The organism is Microbacterium sp. UCD-TDU, from assembly GCF_000340625.1.
In the GTDB taxonomy this organism is placed as follows: Bacteria; Actinomycetota; Actinomycetes; order Actinomycetales; family Microbacteriaceae; genus Microbacterium; species Microbacterium maritypicum.
In genome coordinates this window covers 186,627-202,733 of the sequence record NZ_KB454447.1, presented here as the reverse complement: position 1 = coordinate 202,733, position 16,107 = coordinate 186,627, and the positions used below count along the sequence as shown (strand labels likewise).

Here is a 16,107-nt window from a genome sequence, read left to right as displayed (position 1 = left end):
ACGCGCAGCGAGTTTTCTCCGGCCTGTTCTCGCCGCATCCATAGCAGTCGCTGGGATAATCCCCAGTATGAGCGAGCAGCGCACCCGCCCCGTCATCTACGCCGTCTGGCTGATCATCGCGAGTGTGGTGGGCTGGTTCGCCGCCTTCCAGCTCACGATCGAGAAGTTCGTACTGGCGGCGAATCCGGACGCCGTGCTGAGCTGCAACGTCAGCGTCATGATCCAGTGCGGCAAGAATCTCGACTCGTGGCAGGGCGAGGTGTTCGGCTTCCCGAACCCCCTGCTCGGCATCGCCGGTTGGATGGCTCCCCTGTTCATCGGCGTCGCACTGCTCGCCGGCTCGCGCTTCCCTCGATGGTTCTGGATGACGTTCGGTGCGGGCGTCACGTTCGCCTTCGGCCTCGTGTGCTGGCTGATCTGGCAGAGCATCTACGCGCCCAACCTCGGCGTGCTCTGCCCCTGGTGCATGCTGACCTGGTCGGTCACCATCCCCACTTTCTTCGCGACGATGCTGCATCTGACCCGCAACGGGACGTTCACGAGTAACGAGAAGCTGAAGGACCGGGCGAACCGACTGATGGTCTGGGTCCCCCTCGCGACGATCCTCGCCTACGCCGTGGTCATCCTGCTCGCGCAGCTGCGCGGCCTCGACCTCCTCGGCGAGGTCATCGGCATGGTCTTCTGACCCTCGGCTGATACCGCACGGATACAGAAGAAGCCCGCCCGTCGATCCGAGGATCGACGGGCGGGCTTCTTCGGCGTGACGGGCGTTCAGTCGAACCAGATGCCGAGCTCGCGAGCTGCCGACTCGGGGCTGTCCGAGCCGTGCACGAGGTTCTGCTGCACCTTGAGTCCCCAGTCGCGACCGAAGTCGCCACGGATCGTGCCGGGCGCCGCGGTCGTCGGGTCGGTGGTGCCCGCGAGCGAGCGGAAGCCCTCGATCACGCGGTTGCCCGCGAGACGGATGGCGACCGAGGGGCCGGAGAGCATGAACTCGAGCAGCGGCTCGTAGAACGGCTTGCCCTCGTGCTCTGCGTAGTGCTCGGCGAGCAGGTCGCGGTCGGGCTCGACCAGGCGGATGTCGACGAGGGCGTAGCCCTTCGCCTCGATGCGGGCGAGGATCGCGCCGGTGAGGCCGCGAGCGACACCATCGGGCTTGACGAGGACGAGGGTTTCTTCGGTGGCCATGTCATTCACTCTCTGTCTGAGTCTCGGTCGTGGGCTCGGCGGGGCGTCGTGCGTCCAATCGGGCCCCTCCGATGGTCGCATACGCCCACATGCCGCCGAAAATCAGGACGACGAGCAGGATCGACGGGACGAAGAACGCCGACAGGGCGACGACGGCCTGGATGACCCACCCGGCGGTGAGCGCCCAGGGCTTCGTGATCATCCCGGCGATCACGATGCAGGCGAGCGCGAGCACGGCGCCGGCGACGATCGCCCACCACTGCTCGATCCCCTCGGGAAGCTGGCGCAGCCCGAAGATCGTGAGGCCGACGAGGAAGACCACGATGGCCTCGAAGCCCAGCACGACCGGTGCGAGCTTCTGCACGAGGGTGCGCGGCGGACGTGGTCGGCGAGCAGGTGTCGCCTGGGCGCTCATGCGCGCCACCCCGACTTCCAATCCTCGTCCTGCGCCAGCGCGATCGCCTCACCGGCGAGCACGACCGACCCCGCGATGATCACCGCGCGCCGGTCGGAGGATGCGGCCCACTCACGCGCGGCGTCGGCGGCGTCGGCGAGCGAGTGGTGCACGGTCGCGCGCTGTCCGTTCTGCTCGACGAGGTCGGCGATCGCATCCGCATCGCTCGCGCGGTCGGAATCCGGAGCGGTGGCGAACACGTGCGCCGCGGTGGGAGCCAGCTCGGCGACGATACCGGCGGCGTCCTTGTCGGCGAGCACGCCGAGCACCAGACCCCACTCGTCGAAATCGAAGCTGTCGTCCAGCGCCTGAGCGAGCGCCTTGGCGCCGTGCGGGTTGTGCGCGGCGTCGACGATCACCGTCGGGGCGATGCCGAGAAGCTGCAGGCGTCCGGGCGAGGTGCTCTCCTGCAGGCCTGCCGTGACGATGTCCGCGGCGATGCGCTGGGTGGCCCCGCCGATGAGCGACTCGACGGCGGCGACGGCGAGAGCGGCGTTGTGCCCCTGGTGCGCGCCGTACAGCGGGAGGTACTCCTCGGTGTACTCCCCCGCCAGGCCGCGGATCGTGAGCAGCTGCCCACCGACCGCGAGCTTCTGCTCGGTGAGACCGAACTCCTCGCCCTCGAAGGCGATGGTCGCGTTGCGCTCCGCCGCCACCCGACGCAGCACCTCGGCCGCCTCGGCGGGCTGCTGGGCCGACACCACGGCCGCGCCCTCCTTGATGATGCCGGCCTTGACCTCGGCGATCTCGGCGATCGTGCTGCCGAGACGGTCGGCGTGGTCGATGTCGATCGGGGCGAACACCGCCACGTCGCCGTCGGCTGTGTTCGTGGAATCCCACTCGCCGCCCATGCCGACCTCGAGCACCAGCACGTCGATCGGCGCGTCGGCCACCGCCACGAACGCCAGCACGGTCAGCAGCTCGAAGAACGTCAGCGGAGCGTCACCGGCTGCCTCGAGCTCGGCGTCGACGATGTCGACGAACGGCTCGATCTCGTCCCACGCGTCCGCGACCGCCTCGTCGGCGATCGGCTCGCCGTCGATCATGATGCGCTCGGTGAAGCGCCCCAGGTGCGGACTCGTGAACAGTCCGGTGCGCAGATCATGCGCCCGCAACAGGCTCTCGATCATCCGCGCGGTCGACGTCTTGCCGTTCGTGCCCGTGATGTGCACGACGCGGTAGGTGCGCTGCGGGTCGTCGAGGAAGGCGAGGATGCGGGCGGTGCGCTCCTTGCGGGGCTGCACCCAGCGCTCTCCCGCGCGGCTCAGAAGGGTTTCGTAGACGGCATCGGCCCGGTCGGCGGCGCTCATGCTGCTGCCCCCATCCTGGTCACGGCGATCGTGAAGTCACCGGCGTTCGCATAGGTTCCGGCGGGGATGACGGCCGAGAACTCGGGCGTCACTCCCGCGGCGGCGGCGAGCACCGTCCCGTGTCCGAAGATCGAGTCGCCCTGTGCATCGATCACGAAGTACTCCTCGGCCAGGGTCTCCGCCGCGATCCCGGCGAGGTCGAAGGCGGAGACGACAGCCGTGGTGTCCACGTCGTCCTGGAACCGGAGCACCAGCTGGATGCGGTCGCTGACATCGAAGTCGGCGTTCTTGCGGGTCTCCTGCACGGCGCGGATCACATCGCGGGCGAGCCCCTCGGCTTCCAGCTCCGGGGTCGTCGTCGTGTCGAGCAGCACGAAGCCACCGGTCGGGACGATGGCGAGAGCCTCGCCCTCCGGGCGGCCGGTGGTCTCGAGCACGAGCTCGTACTCCGAGGGTTCGAGCACGATGCCACCCGCGGTCACGACGCCGGAGACCTCGCTCCAGTCACCCGAACGCGCAGCCTGGATGGCCTTCTGCACGTCCTTGCCCAGACGCGGCCCCGCCGCGCGGGCGTTGACGCTGAGTCGGTGGGCGATGCCGTACTCCGTCGCCGTGTCATCGGCGAGCGGGACGAGCTCCACCGACTTCACGTTCAGCTCCTCGCGGAGGATGTCCTCGAACTGGCCGAGCGACGCCGCCAGCGGCGAGACCACGGTGAAGCGCGCGAGCGGGAGGCGCACGCGCAGCTTCTCCTTCTTGCGCAGGGCATTGCCGACGCTCGACAGCTCGCGTACCGCGTCCATCGCGTCGCGGATCTCGTCCGCCGCCGGGAACTGCGCCGCGTCGGGCCAGTCGGTCAGGTGCACGCTGCGTCCGCCGGTCAGGCCCTGCCACACGCGCTCGCTGACGAGCGGTACGAGAGGCGCCGCGACACGGGTGAGCGTCTCGAGCACGGTGTAGAGCGTGTCGAAGGCCTCGCGGCTCTTCGGGTCTTCCGTCACGCCGGTCCAGAAGCGGTCGCGCGAACGCCGGATGTACCAGTTGGTGAGCACCTCGGCGAAGTCACGCAGACGCGCGGACGCGGTGGTGGAGTCGAGGCCCTCGAGGTCGGCGCGCACCTCGCGGACGAGGTCGCCCAGACGCGCCAGGATGTAGCGGTCGAGCACATCGGTGGAGTCGGTGCGCCAGGAGGCCTCGTAGCCGTCGGCGCCGGATGCATTGGCGTAGGTCGCGAAGAAGTACCACGAGTTCCACAGCGGCAGCAGGAATTCGCGGACGCCCGAGCGGATGCCCTCCTCGGTGACCGCGAGGTTGCCTCCGCGCAGCACCGAGCTCGACATCAGGAACCAGCGCATCGCGTCGGAGCCGTCGCGGTCGAGCACCTCGGACACGTCGGGGTAGTTGCGCAGCGACTTCGACATCTTGTAGCCGTCGCTGCCGAGCACGATGCCGTGGCAGCTGACACCGGTGAACGCGGGGCGATCGAACAGCGCGGTCGACAGCACGTGCATGACGTAGAACCAGCCGCGGGTCTGCCCGATGTACTCGACGATGAAGTCGGCCGGCGAGTGCGAGTCGAACCACTCCTGGTTCTCGAACGGGTAGTGCACCTGCGCATAGGGCATCGAGCCCGAGTCGAACCACACGTCGAAGACGTCTTCGATGCGGCGCATCGTGCTCTTGCCGGTGGGGTCGTCGGGGTTCGGGCGCGTGAGGTCGTCGATGTACGGCCGGTGCAGGTCGATCTCACCCTCGGGGTTGCGCGGCAGCGTGCCGAAGTCGCGCTCGAGGTCCTCGAGCGAGCCGTAGGCGTCGACACGCGGGTACTCGGGATCGTCGCTCTTCCAGATCGGGATCGGCGAACCCCAGTAGCGGTTGCGGCTGATCGACCAGTCGCGCGCGCCCTCGAGCCACTTTCCGAACTGCCCGTGCTTGACGTTCTCCGGCACCCACGTGATCTGCTCGTTGTTCGCGAGCAGGTCGTCCTTGATGTCCGTCACTCGGATGAACCAGCTAGAGACGGCCTTGTAGATCAGGGGGTTCCGGCAGCGCCAGCAGTGCGGGTAGGAGTGCTCGTAGCTCTGCAGGCGGATGAGGCGACCGTTGTCGCGGATCAGGCGCACGAGCGGCGTGTTCGCCTCCATCCACAGCTCGCCCGCCACATCGGTGACGTTCGGGAGGAAGCGTCCGCCGTCGTCGAGGGACAGGATCGTGGGGATCCCGGCGGCGCCGGCGACGCGCTGGTCGTCCTCACCGTAGGCCGGGGCCTGGTGGACGATGCCGGTGCCGTCGCTGACGGTGACGTAGTCGTCGACCAGAATGCGCCAGGCGTTCTCGGTCCCGTAGGTCTCGGTGTCGGCGTAGTAGTCGAACAGCCGGTCGTACGTCACATCCTGCAGCTCGGCGCCGCGGACCGTGGCGTCGACGGCCGCGAGTGCCTCTTCGGTGCTCTCGTAGCCGAGGTCCTTGGCGTATCCGCCGACGAGCTGACGGGCGAGCAGGTAGCGGTGCGCGGAGGACTCGATCGCGGCATCCGTCGTCCCTGCGGCCTGGTGCACGTCGGCCGCACCGTTCGGACCGGCGGGGAGCACGACATACTCGATCTCCGGGCCCACGGCGAGCGCGAGGTTGGTCGGGAGGGTCCAGGGCGTGGTCGTCCAGGCGAGGGCGCGGACGCCGGTGAGGCCGAGCGCCTCCGCCTTGGCTCCGGTCAGCGGGAAGGTGACGGTGACGGACGGGTCCTGACGCATCTGGTAGACGTCGTCGTCCATGCGCAGCTCGTGGGCGCTGAGCGGAGTCTCATCGCGCCAGCAGTACGGCAGGACGCGGTATCCCTCGTATGCGAGGCCCTTGTCGTAGAGGGTCTTGAACGCCCACAGCACGCTCTCCATGTAGCCGAGGTCGAGCGTCTTGTACCCGCGCTCGAAGTCGACCCAGCGCGCCTGACGGGTGACGTAGTCCTGCCACTCGTGCGTGTAGGTCAGGACCGAGCTCTTCGCCTTCGCGTTGAAGACGTCGATGCCCATCTCCTCGATCTCGGCCTTCTCGGTGATCCCGAGCTGCTTCATGGCCTCGAGCTCGGCCGGCAGCCCGTGCGTGTCCCACCCGAAGACGCGGTCGACCTTGTGGCCGGTCATGGTCTGGAAGCGCGGGAACACGTCTTTCGCGTAGCCGGTGAGCAGGTGGCCGTAGTGCGGCAGGCCGTTCGCGAACGGAGGGCCGTCGTAGAACACCCATTCGGGTGAGCCCTCACGCCGCGCGATCGAGGCGCGGAAGGTGTCGTCCGTCTTCCAGAACGCGAGCACCTCCTCCTCGATCTGCGGGAAGCGGGGGCTGGGCGCGACGGAATCGGCGGCGGGGCCGAAGGAGGAACGGGGGTAGGTCATCGTGTCTCGCAGTGGTCGTCGTGGCGGATGCTCCTGCGAGGACGATCCTCGCGGACCGCGGTACCACCTCGCGTGCCACGCCTTGCGACGCGACCACTCTCACTGCGGCTGTGACGGGCCTGCCCCGCTCGGTTCTACTGAGCGCTTCCCGAGGGCGACGCCGTTCTTCCGAGAGCTCCCCGGTGATGGCCGGATCGATGCTCGTGTCTCCAGTGTACGCGTGCGCACACCCTCAGGACGCTCCTCTGCTCTCCTGGCCCCGGCCTCCCGCGCGACGGAAGCGATGTCGCCGGCGCACCCTACGCTCGAAGCATGGCCCGCACCCCCGAGTCCCCCACCCCTCCCCGCGTCACAGCTCCCGACCTGCCGCCCGTGCTCGAGGCTGCACTTCCCGCGCGCAGCGCCGACCTCATCGCCGCCCGGCTCGACCTGAACGGCACGGCCGATCTCGCCTACTCGACGCTCGAGCAGTGCATCGTGAGCGCCGACGCCGACGCCATCGACCTCACCGGCGCGACGGTCGTCGACGTCGACATGTCCGGTGTGCGCATCGCCTCCCTCCGCATGCGCGATGCCGGTGTGCGGCGGGTGCGGATCAGCGGCGGGCGCATCGGCACTCTCGACCTCAGCGAGGCGCGCATCTCGGAGCTCCACCTGCGGGATGTGCGCATCGACTATCTGAATCTGGGGGCGGCCAAGGTCACCGATCTCGAGATCTCGGGGTGCAGCATCCGCACCATCGACATGCCGCAGGCCGAGCTCTCCCGTGTGCGCTTCACAGCCACATCGAGCGACGAGGTCGACCCACGGGGCATGCGCGCGAAGGACCTGGATCTGCGTGGGCTCGACGCCGTCGCCTATCTCGACGCCCACAGTCTCCGCGGGGCCACCCTCACGTCGTTCCAGGTGCAGCAGCTCGCCCCGGCGCTGGCGGCGGGCGTCGGCATCCAGATCAAGGACTGACGGCAGATCAGCGGCCGGCGGGGCCACTCGCGTCGACCAGCTCCCGCGTGAACGGATGCTGGGGCGAGGCGAACACGTCGACGGTGGCCCCCTGCTCGACGATCCGTCCGTCCTGCATCACGAGCACCTCATCGGCGACCGCACCGACCACGTCGAGATCGTGGGAGACGAGGATCATCGTCAGCTGCCGCTCCTGCTGCAACCGACCGAGCAACCGCAGCACCCGCTCCCGCACCGAGGGGTCGAGCGCCGAGACGGGTTCGTCGAGCACCAGCACCTCCGGGTCGGCGGCGAGCGCGCGGGCGATCGCGGCCCGCTGTCGCTGACCACCGGAGAGGGCGCTGGGACGTCTGTCGGCGATCTCCGGCGAAAGACCGACCTCGGCGAGGAGCTCCCCGACGCGAGCGACACGTCGCGCGCGAGGCACGCCTCCCGCCTCCAGTGCCTCCCGCAGCGATCGGCCGATCGTCCATCGTGGATCGAAGGCGCCGAGCGGGTTCTGGTGCACGAGTTGCACCCGACGCTCCGCCGTCCACCGCAGGGTGCCGCTGTCCGGCGTGTCGACCCCGACGATCATGCGCGCGAGTGTCGTCTTGCCCGACCCCGACTCCCCCACGATGCCGAGCGTCTGTCCGTCTTTCACCGTGAACGTCGCGTCGATGACGGCGGGCACCGTGGCGAAGCTGCGCGAGAGGCCGCGGGCGATCAGCACCGACGAGCTCTCCGTGGGGGCTGCCGCTCTGGGCTCGTGCATCGTCGCGGCGATGAGCTGCTTCGTGTAGTCGTGCCGGGGGTTCTCGAGCACCTCGGAGACCGTGCCGGATTCCACCACGATGCCGTTCTTCATCACGAGGACTCGGTCGGCGATCCGGCGAACCGCGGCGAAGTCGTGACTGATGAAGACGAGCGCGGTACCTGCATCGGTGATCTCGCGCAGCAGCCCGAGGATCCGGGCCTGCACGGTGGCATCGAGTGCGGTCGTCGGCTCGTCCGCCACCAGCACGGCGGGGGCCGCGGCGAGCGCGGAGGCGATGAGTGCCCGCTGTCGGAGGCCTCCGGAGAGCTCGTGCGGGTGCTGTCGGGAGCGACGTTCGGGGTCGGGCATCCATACCCGCGCCAGGAGCTCCTGCACCCGCCCCGCCAGCGCCGCACGTCCGCGGACCATCCGATGCAGCTGCAGCGGCTCAGCGACCTCCGCCCCGACCCGGCGGAGAGGGTCGAGCGAGACCAGGGCGTCCTGGGAGACGAGCGCGATCCCGGCTCCGCGAAGGTCGCGCCACGCCCGTTCGGAGAGCCCGGCGGCATCCCTCCCGTCGAAGAGGAGGCCCTCCAGGGAGACGGTGGCCTCTGCCGGTGTCAGCCCCAGCAGTGCGCGGGCCGTGAGCGACTTCCCCGCGCCGGACTCCCCGACGATCGCGACGCACTCTCCGCGTTCGACCGTGAAGGAGACGTCGTCCACCACGCGCTTCCCGTCGAAGGCGATCCGCAGCCCCCGCACCTGCAGTGCAGCGTTCATGCCACCCTCCCGTCTGCGCGCGCCCGCAGGATCCGTCCGACGACCGTCGCCGACACCACGGTGAGCGTGATCGCGATGCCGGGGAACAGCGAGATCCACCACGCCTGTCCCAGCACGTTGCGACCACCGGCGAGCATGAGCCCCCACTCCGGTGTCGGCTCCGAGGGACCGAGACCCAGGAAGCTGAGCCCGGCCGCGGCCAGGATGCTCGAACCGATGCCGATGGTCGCGAGCACGCTCAGGGCGCCGAGGACACCGGGTACCACGTGCCGGGTGAACGCGCGCACCCGCGGGACGCCGAGGATACGGGCCGCCTCGACGTGCTCGGCGACGCGCAGCGTCTGCGTCTGCACGCGCGCCAGCCGGATGTAGACGGGCACAGCGGCCAGGGTCACCGCGATCGCGATGTTCACCGGCCCCGGACCCAGGACCGCGACCACGACCAGCGCGACGAGGAACTCGGGGAAGGCCATCAGCACGTCATTCACCCGCATCACGGTGGTATCGATGCCCTTCGGTGCGACTCCGGCGAGCGCGCCGATGACGAGCCCGACGACGAGCGCCACCCCGGTGGCGAGGAGTCCGATACCCAGCGAACGCCCTGCGCCGTAGATGACTCGGGAGTACACGTCGCGCCCGCTCTGATCGGTGCCGAACAGGTGCTCGGCACTCGGCGGAAGCAGAGCGGAGCGGACAGCGGTCTGCAGCGGATCGTGAGTGGCGAGCACGCCGGGCCAGAGCGCGGCGAACACGATCGCCGCGAGCACGAGGATCGCGACCCACAGCAGCACCCGCTGCGCGCGCCTCATCGGACGTCTCCGGATCGCGAGGCCCTGATACGCGGATCGATCAGGGGATGCACGAGTTCGACCACGAGGTTCACCGCGACGAAGACCAGAGCGCTCAGCAGGATGATCCCGGTGATCACCGGGAGGTCGCGGTCGCTGATCGCGGCGAGGGTCACGCGGCCCAGGCCCGGACGCGCGAACACGGTCTCCACCAGCACCGCGCCACCGAGCACGGATCCGGTCAGGTAGGCCGCGAGCGTCACGGCCGATGCGGCGCCGTGCCGCAGTCCGTGCCGCAGGGTGAACCACGAGGAGCTCGCACCGCGGGCACGCACCGTCTCGGCGAACGGCATGCGCTCCGCCTGCATCAGGCCGTCACGCAGCACCTGACTGAGCAGCGCGGCGACCGGGAGCGCGAGCGTGATCGCCGGCAGGACGAGCGTGGCGGGGTTGCGGGCTCCCGACACCGGGAACCAGCCCAGCCCGAAGGCGAAGACGCTGAGCAGGACGAGCCCGATCCAGAACACCGGGGAGGAGAGCACCACGAGCTCCACAGCGGCCGCGATCGTGCGCGCTGCCCTGCCCCGCACGAGGACCGCCACCGCGAGCGCGAGCACGAGGGCGATCACGAGCGCGAGCACCGAGAGTTGCACCGTCGCTCCGAGCTGACGTCCGATCACCTCCGTCACCGGCATCCGCAGCTGGTACGACTCCCCCAGATCTCCCCGAGCGAGCTGGCCGATGAAGCCGAGGTACTGCTCGAACGGCGGACGGTCGAGCCCCAGGTCGGCGCGGATCCCGTCCTTGACGCCCTCACTCACCTGCGCCTGGGGCCCCAGCATCACCGAGACGGGGTCACCGGGGATCACCCGGAACGCGAGGAAGGCGACGGTCGCCGCGCCCCACAGGACGATGACGACGGATGCGACCAGACCGGCGATACGGGCGAGAGCAGCCTTCACCACCCGTGCCCTCCGCTCCGTCGACGGTTCAGCCGACGGTCACATCGTAGAACAGCGGCCGACCGTACAGGTCGTACTCGAGTCCCTCGACGCGGTCGCCGACGGCCGTGATCGCCGATGGGCTGTACAGCGGCACGATGGCCGTGTACGTGGCGTTCCACTGCTGCAGCTGGGTGTACAGCTCGTTGCGCTTGTCCTGGTCGCTGGAGGCGACGGCCTGTTCGAGCAAGGCGTCGATCTGCGGGTCGCTCACCTGCGAGGCGTTCTGGAATCCGTCGGTGTGCAGGTGACTGCGCAACAGATCGGGATCGACGCCCGAGAAGCCCCAGTCGGTCAGATCGAAGGTCTTCGGCTCGTACTGCTCGTTGTAGGCGCCGGGCTCGAGCTCCTCACGCTGAACCTCGAAGCCGATGCTCTTCAGATCCGACTGGATGGCGTTGGCCAGCGCGGCGCGGTCGTCGGGAACCGGCGTCCAGGCGATCCAGCGCACGGAGAGTCGCTTGCCGTCCTTCATGCGGATGCCGTCGGTGTCGCGATCCGTCCATCCGGCCTCGTCGAGCAGCGCATCGGCCGCATCCTGATCGAACGGCCAGCTGCCCTCGAGCGACGCGTCGTAGCCCGGAGTCGTCGAGCCGAGGATGCTCCATGCCCGCGGGAACTGTCCGAAGTAGATCTCCTCGACAGCGGCGTCGATGTCGATGCCGCGGGCGAAGGCCTGGCGCACCTTCTCGTCGGCGAACACCCCGTACTTCTCGTTCAGGTACAGCGAGTACGGCAGACCCGGGTACTCGATCGAGTCGACCGTGACGCCGTCGCCGAGGTCCTTCGCGAGGTTCGGCGGGATGTTGCTGGCGAGGTCGGCCTCGCCGCTGGTGACGACACCGGTGCGGACCGAGGCCTCCGGCTGGATCTCGACGCGCAGGGTCTCGAACTTCGGAGCCTCGGTGTCGTGCGGACCCCACGCGTAGTCGTCGTTGCGGGTGTAGACGATCTCCTGGTCTGGCGTGTACTCGGTGAGCTCGAACGGCCCGGTGCCCACGGTGATGTCGGGTCCGCCGGCCTTGAGCTTGTCTGCGGACTTCGCGAGCACGGCCGGCGAGTAGAAGCCCAGCTGCGGCGTGCTCGCCGCCTGCAGGAACGGGGCGTACGGCTGGGTGAAGGACACCGTGACCGTGTAATCGTCGACGACCTCCGTGCCCTTGTAGAAGTCGGCACCGAGCATGCTGGCAGCCTGAGCGGAAGCCGTCTCGGGGTCGACGATGCGGTCGAAGTTCGCCTTGACCGCGGCGGCGTCGAACTTCTCGCCATCGGTGAAGGTCACGTCGTCCCGGAGCACGAAGGTGTACTCCGTGCTGTCCGGCGAGACTTCCCAGCTCTTCGCAAGCCACGGGCTGAACGTTCCGTCCGCCTCCTGGAACACCAGCGAGTCGAGCACGGCCCGCTGCACCATGCCGGAGACGTCGAGCTGGCTCACCTGCGGGTCCATGTGCCCGGCCGAGAGGTTCGCGCCCTCGATGGACCACACGAGCTCTCCCCCGCCCTCTCCCTCGGAACCGGGGGCCGCGCAGGCGCTGAGCACCAGGGCGGTGGCAGCGGCGAGCGCCGCGAAGGGCAGGAGACGACGCACTGAATTTGCGGGCATGACGATTCCTCTGGACGAGCGGGTCGGGGTCCCCCCATCCTACGGCGGATTGTTGGACCGGGTCGATCTGCAGCGACCTGCCGCGCCCGCGATGCTCGGTAGACTGTTCGGCACCACCCACACTCAGGCACGCTCACACAGTGCCGCATACATCGCTCGAGGAGACCTTCATGCCTGCTTCCGAATCGTCGCAGAACCAGATTCCCGACAAGCCCGTACTCGAAGGCCTCGAAGCGAAGTGGGATGCCGCATGGGCCGAGCAGGGCACCTACCTGTTCGATCGTCTGCGCGCGGCGCAGGCAGGCCGTGACGGCGTGTACTCGATCGACACCCCTCCTCCCACGGCATCGGGCAGCCTGCACATCGGACACGTGTTCTCCTACACGCACACCGACGTGAAGGCGCGCTTCGAGCGCATGCGCGGCAAGACCGTGTTCTACCCGATGGGATGGGACGACAACGGCCTGCCCACCGAGCGCCGTGTGCAGAACTACTACGGTGTGCGGTGCGACCCCTCGCTCCCCTACACGCCCGACTTCACGCCCCCGTTCGAGGGTGGCGACAACAAGTCCAGCCGTGCAGCCGATCAGCAGCCGATCAGCCGCCGCAACTTCATCGAACTCTGCGAGCGCCTCACGATCGAGGACGAGAAGCAGTTCGAGGCGCTGTTCCGCCAGCTCGGACTGAGCGTGGACTGGACGCAGACCTACCGCACGATCTCCGACCACACCATCCGTCAGAGCCAGCTCGCGTTCCTGCGCAACATCGAGCGCGGTGAGGCGTATCAGGCGCTGGCCCCGACGCTGTGGGACATCGACTTCCGCTCCGCCATCGCGCAGGCCGAGCTCGAGGACCGCGACCAGCAGGCGGCGTATCACACGATCGAGTTCCCCTTCGCGGACGGCTCGGGATCGATTGCGATCGACACCACCCGCCCGGAGCTGCTCCCCGCGTGCATCGCGATCGTGACGCACCCTGAGGGTCCGCACAAGCACCTCATCGGCACCAAGGTGAAGACCCCCTTCTTCGGCGCCGAGATCGAGATCCACGGGCACCACCTCGCCCAGCCCGACAAGGGCACCGGCGCTGCCATGGTCTGCACCTTCGGCGATGTGACCGACATCATCTGGTGGCGCGAGCTGCGCACCACCGACAACGAGTCGCTGCCGAACATGACCACGATCGGCCTGGACGGGCGGTTCCTTCCCGGGGCCCCCGCCTCCGTCTCCAACCCCGAGGCGGTGACCTGGTACGGCGAGGAGATCGCGGGCAAGACCGTCTTCAGCGCGCGCAAGGCGATCGTGGAGAAGCTGCAGGCGACGGGCGACATGACCGCTGTCGGCAAGCCGTTCAACCACGCGGTGAAGTTCTTCGAGAAGGGCGACCGTCCGCTCGAGATCGTCTCCACGCGGCAGTGGTACATCCGCAACGGTGCCCGCGACGGCGAGCTGCGCGACAAGCTCATCGCCCACGGCGAGGAGCTCGCCTGGCACCCCGAGTTCATGCGTGTGCGCTACGAGAACTGGGTCGGCGGCCTGACCGGCGACTGGCTGGTGTCGCGTCAGCGCTTCTTCGGTGTGCCGATCCCCCTCTGGTACGCCCTGGACGAGAACGGCGAGCGCGACTACGACCGCGTGCTCACCCCGGATGCGGCGACGCTCCCGATCGACCCGACCACCGACGTGCCCGCCGGGTACACCGAGGACCAGCGCGGCGTGGCAGGCGGCTTCGACGCCGAGGCCGACATCCTCGACACCTGGGCGACCTCGTCCCTCACCCCGCAGCTCGCGGGCGGCTGGCAGCGCGACGAGGAGCTCTGGCAGCTCACCGCTCCGTTCGACCTGCGCCCCCAGGGTCAGGACATCATCCGCACCTGGCTGTTCTCGACGATGCTGCGCTCGACGCTCGAAGACGACAGGACGCCGTGGCGCAACGCCGCGATCTCCGGATTCATCGTCGACCCCGACCGCAAGAAGATGTCGAAGTCGAAGGGCAACGTGGTCACCCCGGCCGACGTGCTCGAGGCCCATGGCTCCGACGCGGTGCGCTATTGGGCCGCCTCCAGCCGCCTCGGCATGGACGCGGCGTTCGACCCGCAGAACCCGACGCAGGTGAAGATCGGTCGCCGTCTGGCCATCAAGGTGCTGAACGCGGCGAAGTTCGTGCTGTCGTTCCCCGTACCTGAGGGTGCGCAGGTGACTCACGCCCTCGACGCGTCGATGCTGACCGCGCTCGACAGCGTCGTGGTCGAGGCCACCAAGGCGTTCGAGCGGTACGACGCCGCTCGTGCGCTGGAAGTCACCGAGGCCTTCTTCTGGACGTTCTGCGACGACTATCTCGAGCTCGTGAAGGAGCGCGCCTACAACCAGGCCGACGTGGGGCAGGCCTCCGCGGCGCTCTCGCTGCGTCTGGCCCTGTCGACGCTTCTCCGCCTGCTGGCTCCGGTGCTGTCCTTCGCGGCAGAGGAATCGTGGTCCTGGTTCGAAGAGGGCTCCGTGCACACGGCCGCGTGGCCGACGCCGCTCGGCATCGACGGCGACCCGGCGGTGCTGGCTGCGGCCAGTGAAGCGCTGATCGGCATCCGCCGCGCGAAGACCGAGGCGAAGGCCTCGCAGAAGACTCCGGTCTCGCGCGCGGCGATCGCCGCCCCCGCCACGAAGCTCGACGCCCTCCGGGCAGCCGCCGACGACCTCCGCGCCGTCGGCCGCATCGCCGAGCTCGAGTTCACCGAGGCGGAGGCGTTCGCGGTCACCGCGATCGAGCTCGCTCCGGTCGAGGCGTCCTGATGCAGCTGGGCACGCGCTGGGCGGCGGGGTCCGCGGCTCCGGCCTCCGTCCCCGCCTCCCTGCGGCCGGCGATCGCCGAGGTCGAGGCCAAGGGGCTGACCGGCCACTGGACGCTCACCTGGCTGGAAGGCCGTGCGATCGCGGAGCTCGACGCGGGGTGGGAGGTCTTCCAGACCACCTCCGGCGAGATCGTCGCCCGCCCCTTCGAGGACTGAACCTCCCCGCCAGGACGAGACCGGGTCTCAGCGCCGGGTCAGCCCGAGCTGGGCGAGAGCGTGATCGACGGCGCGCGGATCCTGCCTACGGGTCTGCTGTTCGCGCAGCAGATCGAGGGAGAGCTCACGCCGTTCGGCGCGCCGCGAGATGCGGTGCTCGACGTAGGCGGTGAGATGGCCGGCGAGTCTCAGCAGCCCGCGTTCGGTCTGGGTCGGCGCCACCAGGTGAAGAGTCGCGCTGGTCATGATTCCTCCACGGTGTCGTCGCTGGATCCGCGCGTCGCCTGCTGCGGCGTCGGAAGGTCGAAGAGTTCGGTGCGGAGCGAGACGCGTCGGACATCGGGGCCGGTCTGACCCCGATAGCGCTCGATGGCCCTCTCCACGATGCTCTCGAGCTCCTCCCGGAGCGACATGGCCTGCTCCGGCGTCATGTCGAGGTGGGTGGTGATCGTGATCCCCACATCGCGCCAGGCCTCGGGCACCTCGGACTGCGGTCGGTTGAGGTACGACATCAACGTCTCGTGCCGCAGCCGGAAGAACTCCGACGTGACGATCTGCGCAGCGGCACGGTTCGCCGGCGAGGTCATCTCGTCGGGCCCCGGCACGTCGATGCGCCCCTTGGGCCGCTCCCACCATCGCTCGCGCGCCGTGCCCCGCCCCTCGACCTCGCGGATGAGGTCGTGCGCGGCAAGGGCGCGGAGGTGGTAGCTGGTCGACCCCGAGGTCTCCCCCACGAGGGCGGCGAGCGAGCTCGCCGTCTGCGGACCACGAGCGGCGAGAAGGTCGAAGATCTTCACCCGGAGCGGGTGCGCCAGGGCCTTCAGCGCACTGGCGTCCAGAGTCCTGACCTGCGTCTCGTTCGTCATGCTTGCAAAGATACCGTTGCAAAGAATTCTT

At 69.1% G+C, this 16,107-nt stretch carries 14 protein-coding genes; 4 read left to right on the top strand and 10 right to left on the bottom strand.

The annotated features are described in order from the left end of the window. Positions 1–67 precede the first annotated feature (67 nt). On the top strand, positions 68–685 hold the full coding sequence (locus D514_RS31315) for a vitamin K epoxide reductase family protein (RefSeq protein WP_017830322.1): 618 nt from the start codon (positions 68–70) through the stop codon (positions 683–685). 86 nt (positions 686–771) lie between these two features. Here the strand turns inward: D514_RS31315 and ndk are convergent, their stop codons facing one another. The 4 genes from ndk to ileS are packed head-to-tail and all read right to left on the bottom strand — an operon-like array spanning position 772 to position 6,338. Further along, positions 772–1,188, bottom strand: coding sequence for a nucleoside-diphosphate kinase (gene ndk, locus D514_RS31310; protein WP_017830321.1), 417 nt, complete (start codon positions 1,186–1,188; stop codon positions 772–774). 1 nt (position 1,189) lies between these two features. Beyond that, positions 1,190–1,603, bottom strand: a complete 414-nt coding sequence (locus D514_RS31305; RefSeq protein WP_236610962.1) for a DUF4233 domain-containing protein — start codon at positions 1,601–1,603, stop codon at positions 1,190–1,192. Beyond that, a complete protein-coding gene (locus tag D514_RS31300; RefSeq protein WP_017830319.1) occupies positions 1,600–2,952 on the bottom strand; it encodes a folylpolyglutamate synthase/dihydrofolate synthase family protein in 1,353 nt (450 codons plus the stop codon). Before D514_RS31300 ends, D514_RS31305 begins: the two co-directional genes overlap by 4 nt. After that, positions 2,949–6,338: an isoleucine--tRNA ligase gene (ileS, locus tag D514_RS31295; RefSeq protein ID WP_017830318.1), complete on the bottom strand. Its 3,390-nt coding sequence runs from the start codon at positions 6,336–6,338 to the stop codon at positions 2,949–2,951. Before ileS ends, D514_RS31300 begins: the two co-directional genes overlap by 4 nt. A gap of 312 nt (positions 6,339–6,650) precedes the next feature. Between ileS and D514_RS31290 the strand changes: the two genes are divergently transcribed. Further along, on the top strand, positions 6,651–7,301 hold the full coding sequence (locus tag D514_RS31290) for a pentapeptide repeat-containing protein (RefSeq protein WP_017830317.1): 651 nt from the start codon (positions 6,651–6,653) through the stop codon (positions 7,299–7,301). 7 nt (positions 7,302–7,308) lie between these two features. Here the strand turns inward: D514_RS31290 and D514_RS31285 are convergent, their stop codons facing one another. The 4 genes from D514_RS31285 to D514_RS31270 are packed head-to-tail and all read right to left on the bottom strand — an operon-like array spanning position 7,309 to position 12,209. Then, positions 7,309–8,817, bottom strand: coding sequence for an ABC transporter ATP-binding protein (locus D514_RS31285; protein WP_017830316.1), 1,509 nt, complete (start codon positions 8,815–8,817; stop codon positions 7,309–7,311). Continuing rightward, the gene (locus D514_RS31280; protein ID WP_017830315.1) at positions 8,814–9,626 is read right to left on the bottom strand and encodes an ABC transporter permease; all 813 of its coding nucleotides are present in this window, start codon (positions 9,624–9,626) and stop codon (positions 8,814–8,816) included. The genes D514_RS31285 and D514_RS31280 overlap by 4 nt, the downstream gene beginning before the upstream one ends. Next, the gene (locus D514_RS31275) at positions 9,623–10,570 is read right to left on the bottom strand and encodes an ABC transporter permease (RefSeq protein ID WP_017830314.1); all 948 of its coding nucleotides are present in this window, start codon (positions 10,568–10,570) and stop codon (positions 9,623–9,625) included. The genes D514_RS31280 and D514_RS31275 overlap by 4 nt, the downstream gene beginning before the upstream one ends. Positions 10,571–10,595: 25 nt before the next feature. Then, the gene (locus tag D514_RS31270) at positions 10,596–12,209 is read right to left on the bottom strand and encodes an ABC transporter substrate-binding protein (RefSeq protein ID WP_031206032.1); all 1,614 of its coding nucleotides are present in this window, start codon (positions 12,207–12,209) and stop codon (positions 10,596–10,598) included. A gap of 170 nt (positions 12,210–12,379) precedes the next feature. On the opposite strand from D514_RS31270, the gene valS reads away from it, so the two are divergent. Together valS and D514_RS31260 are read left to right on the top strand one after the other, a co-directional pair. Further along, positions 12,380–14,995, top strand: a complete 2,616-nt coding sequence (gene valS / locus D514_RS31265; RefSeq protein WP_017830312.1) for a valine--tRNA ligase — start codon at positions 12,380–12,382, stop codon at positions 14,993–14,995. Next, positions 14,995–15,210, top strand: coding sequence for a hypothetical protein (locus tag D514_RS31260; RefSeq protein ID WP_017830311.1), 216 nt, complete (start codon positions 14,995–14,997; stop codon positions 15,208–15,210). The genes valS and D514_RS31260 overlap by 1 nt, the downstream gene beginning before the upstream one ends. A 27-nt stretch (positions 15,211–15,237) precedes the next feature. Here the strand turns inward: D514_RS31260 and D514_RS31255 are convergent, their stop codons facing one another. Together D514_RS31255 and D514_RS31250 are read right to left on the bottom strand one after the other, a co-directional pair. Then, complete coding sequence (locus D514_RS31255; RefSeq protein ID WP_017830310.1) at positions 15,238–15,456, bottom strand: hypothetical protein; 219 nt, start codon at positions 15,454–15,456, stop codon at positions 15,238–15,240. Beyond that, positions 15,453–16,076, bottom strand: coding sequence for a transcriptional regulator (locus D514_RS31250; RefSeq protein WP_017830309.1), 624 nt, complete (start codon positions 16,074–16,076; stop codon positions 15,453–15,455). The genes D514_RS31255 and D514_RS31250 overlap by 4 nt, the downstream gene beginning before the upstream one ends. Between the last annotated feature and the right edge of the window lie 31 nt (positions 16,077–16,107).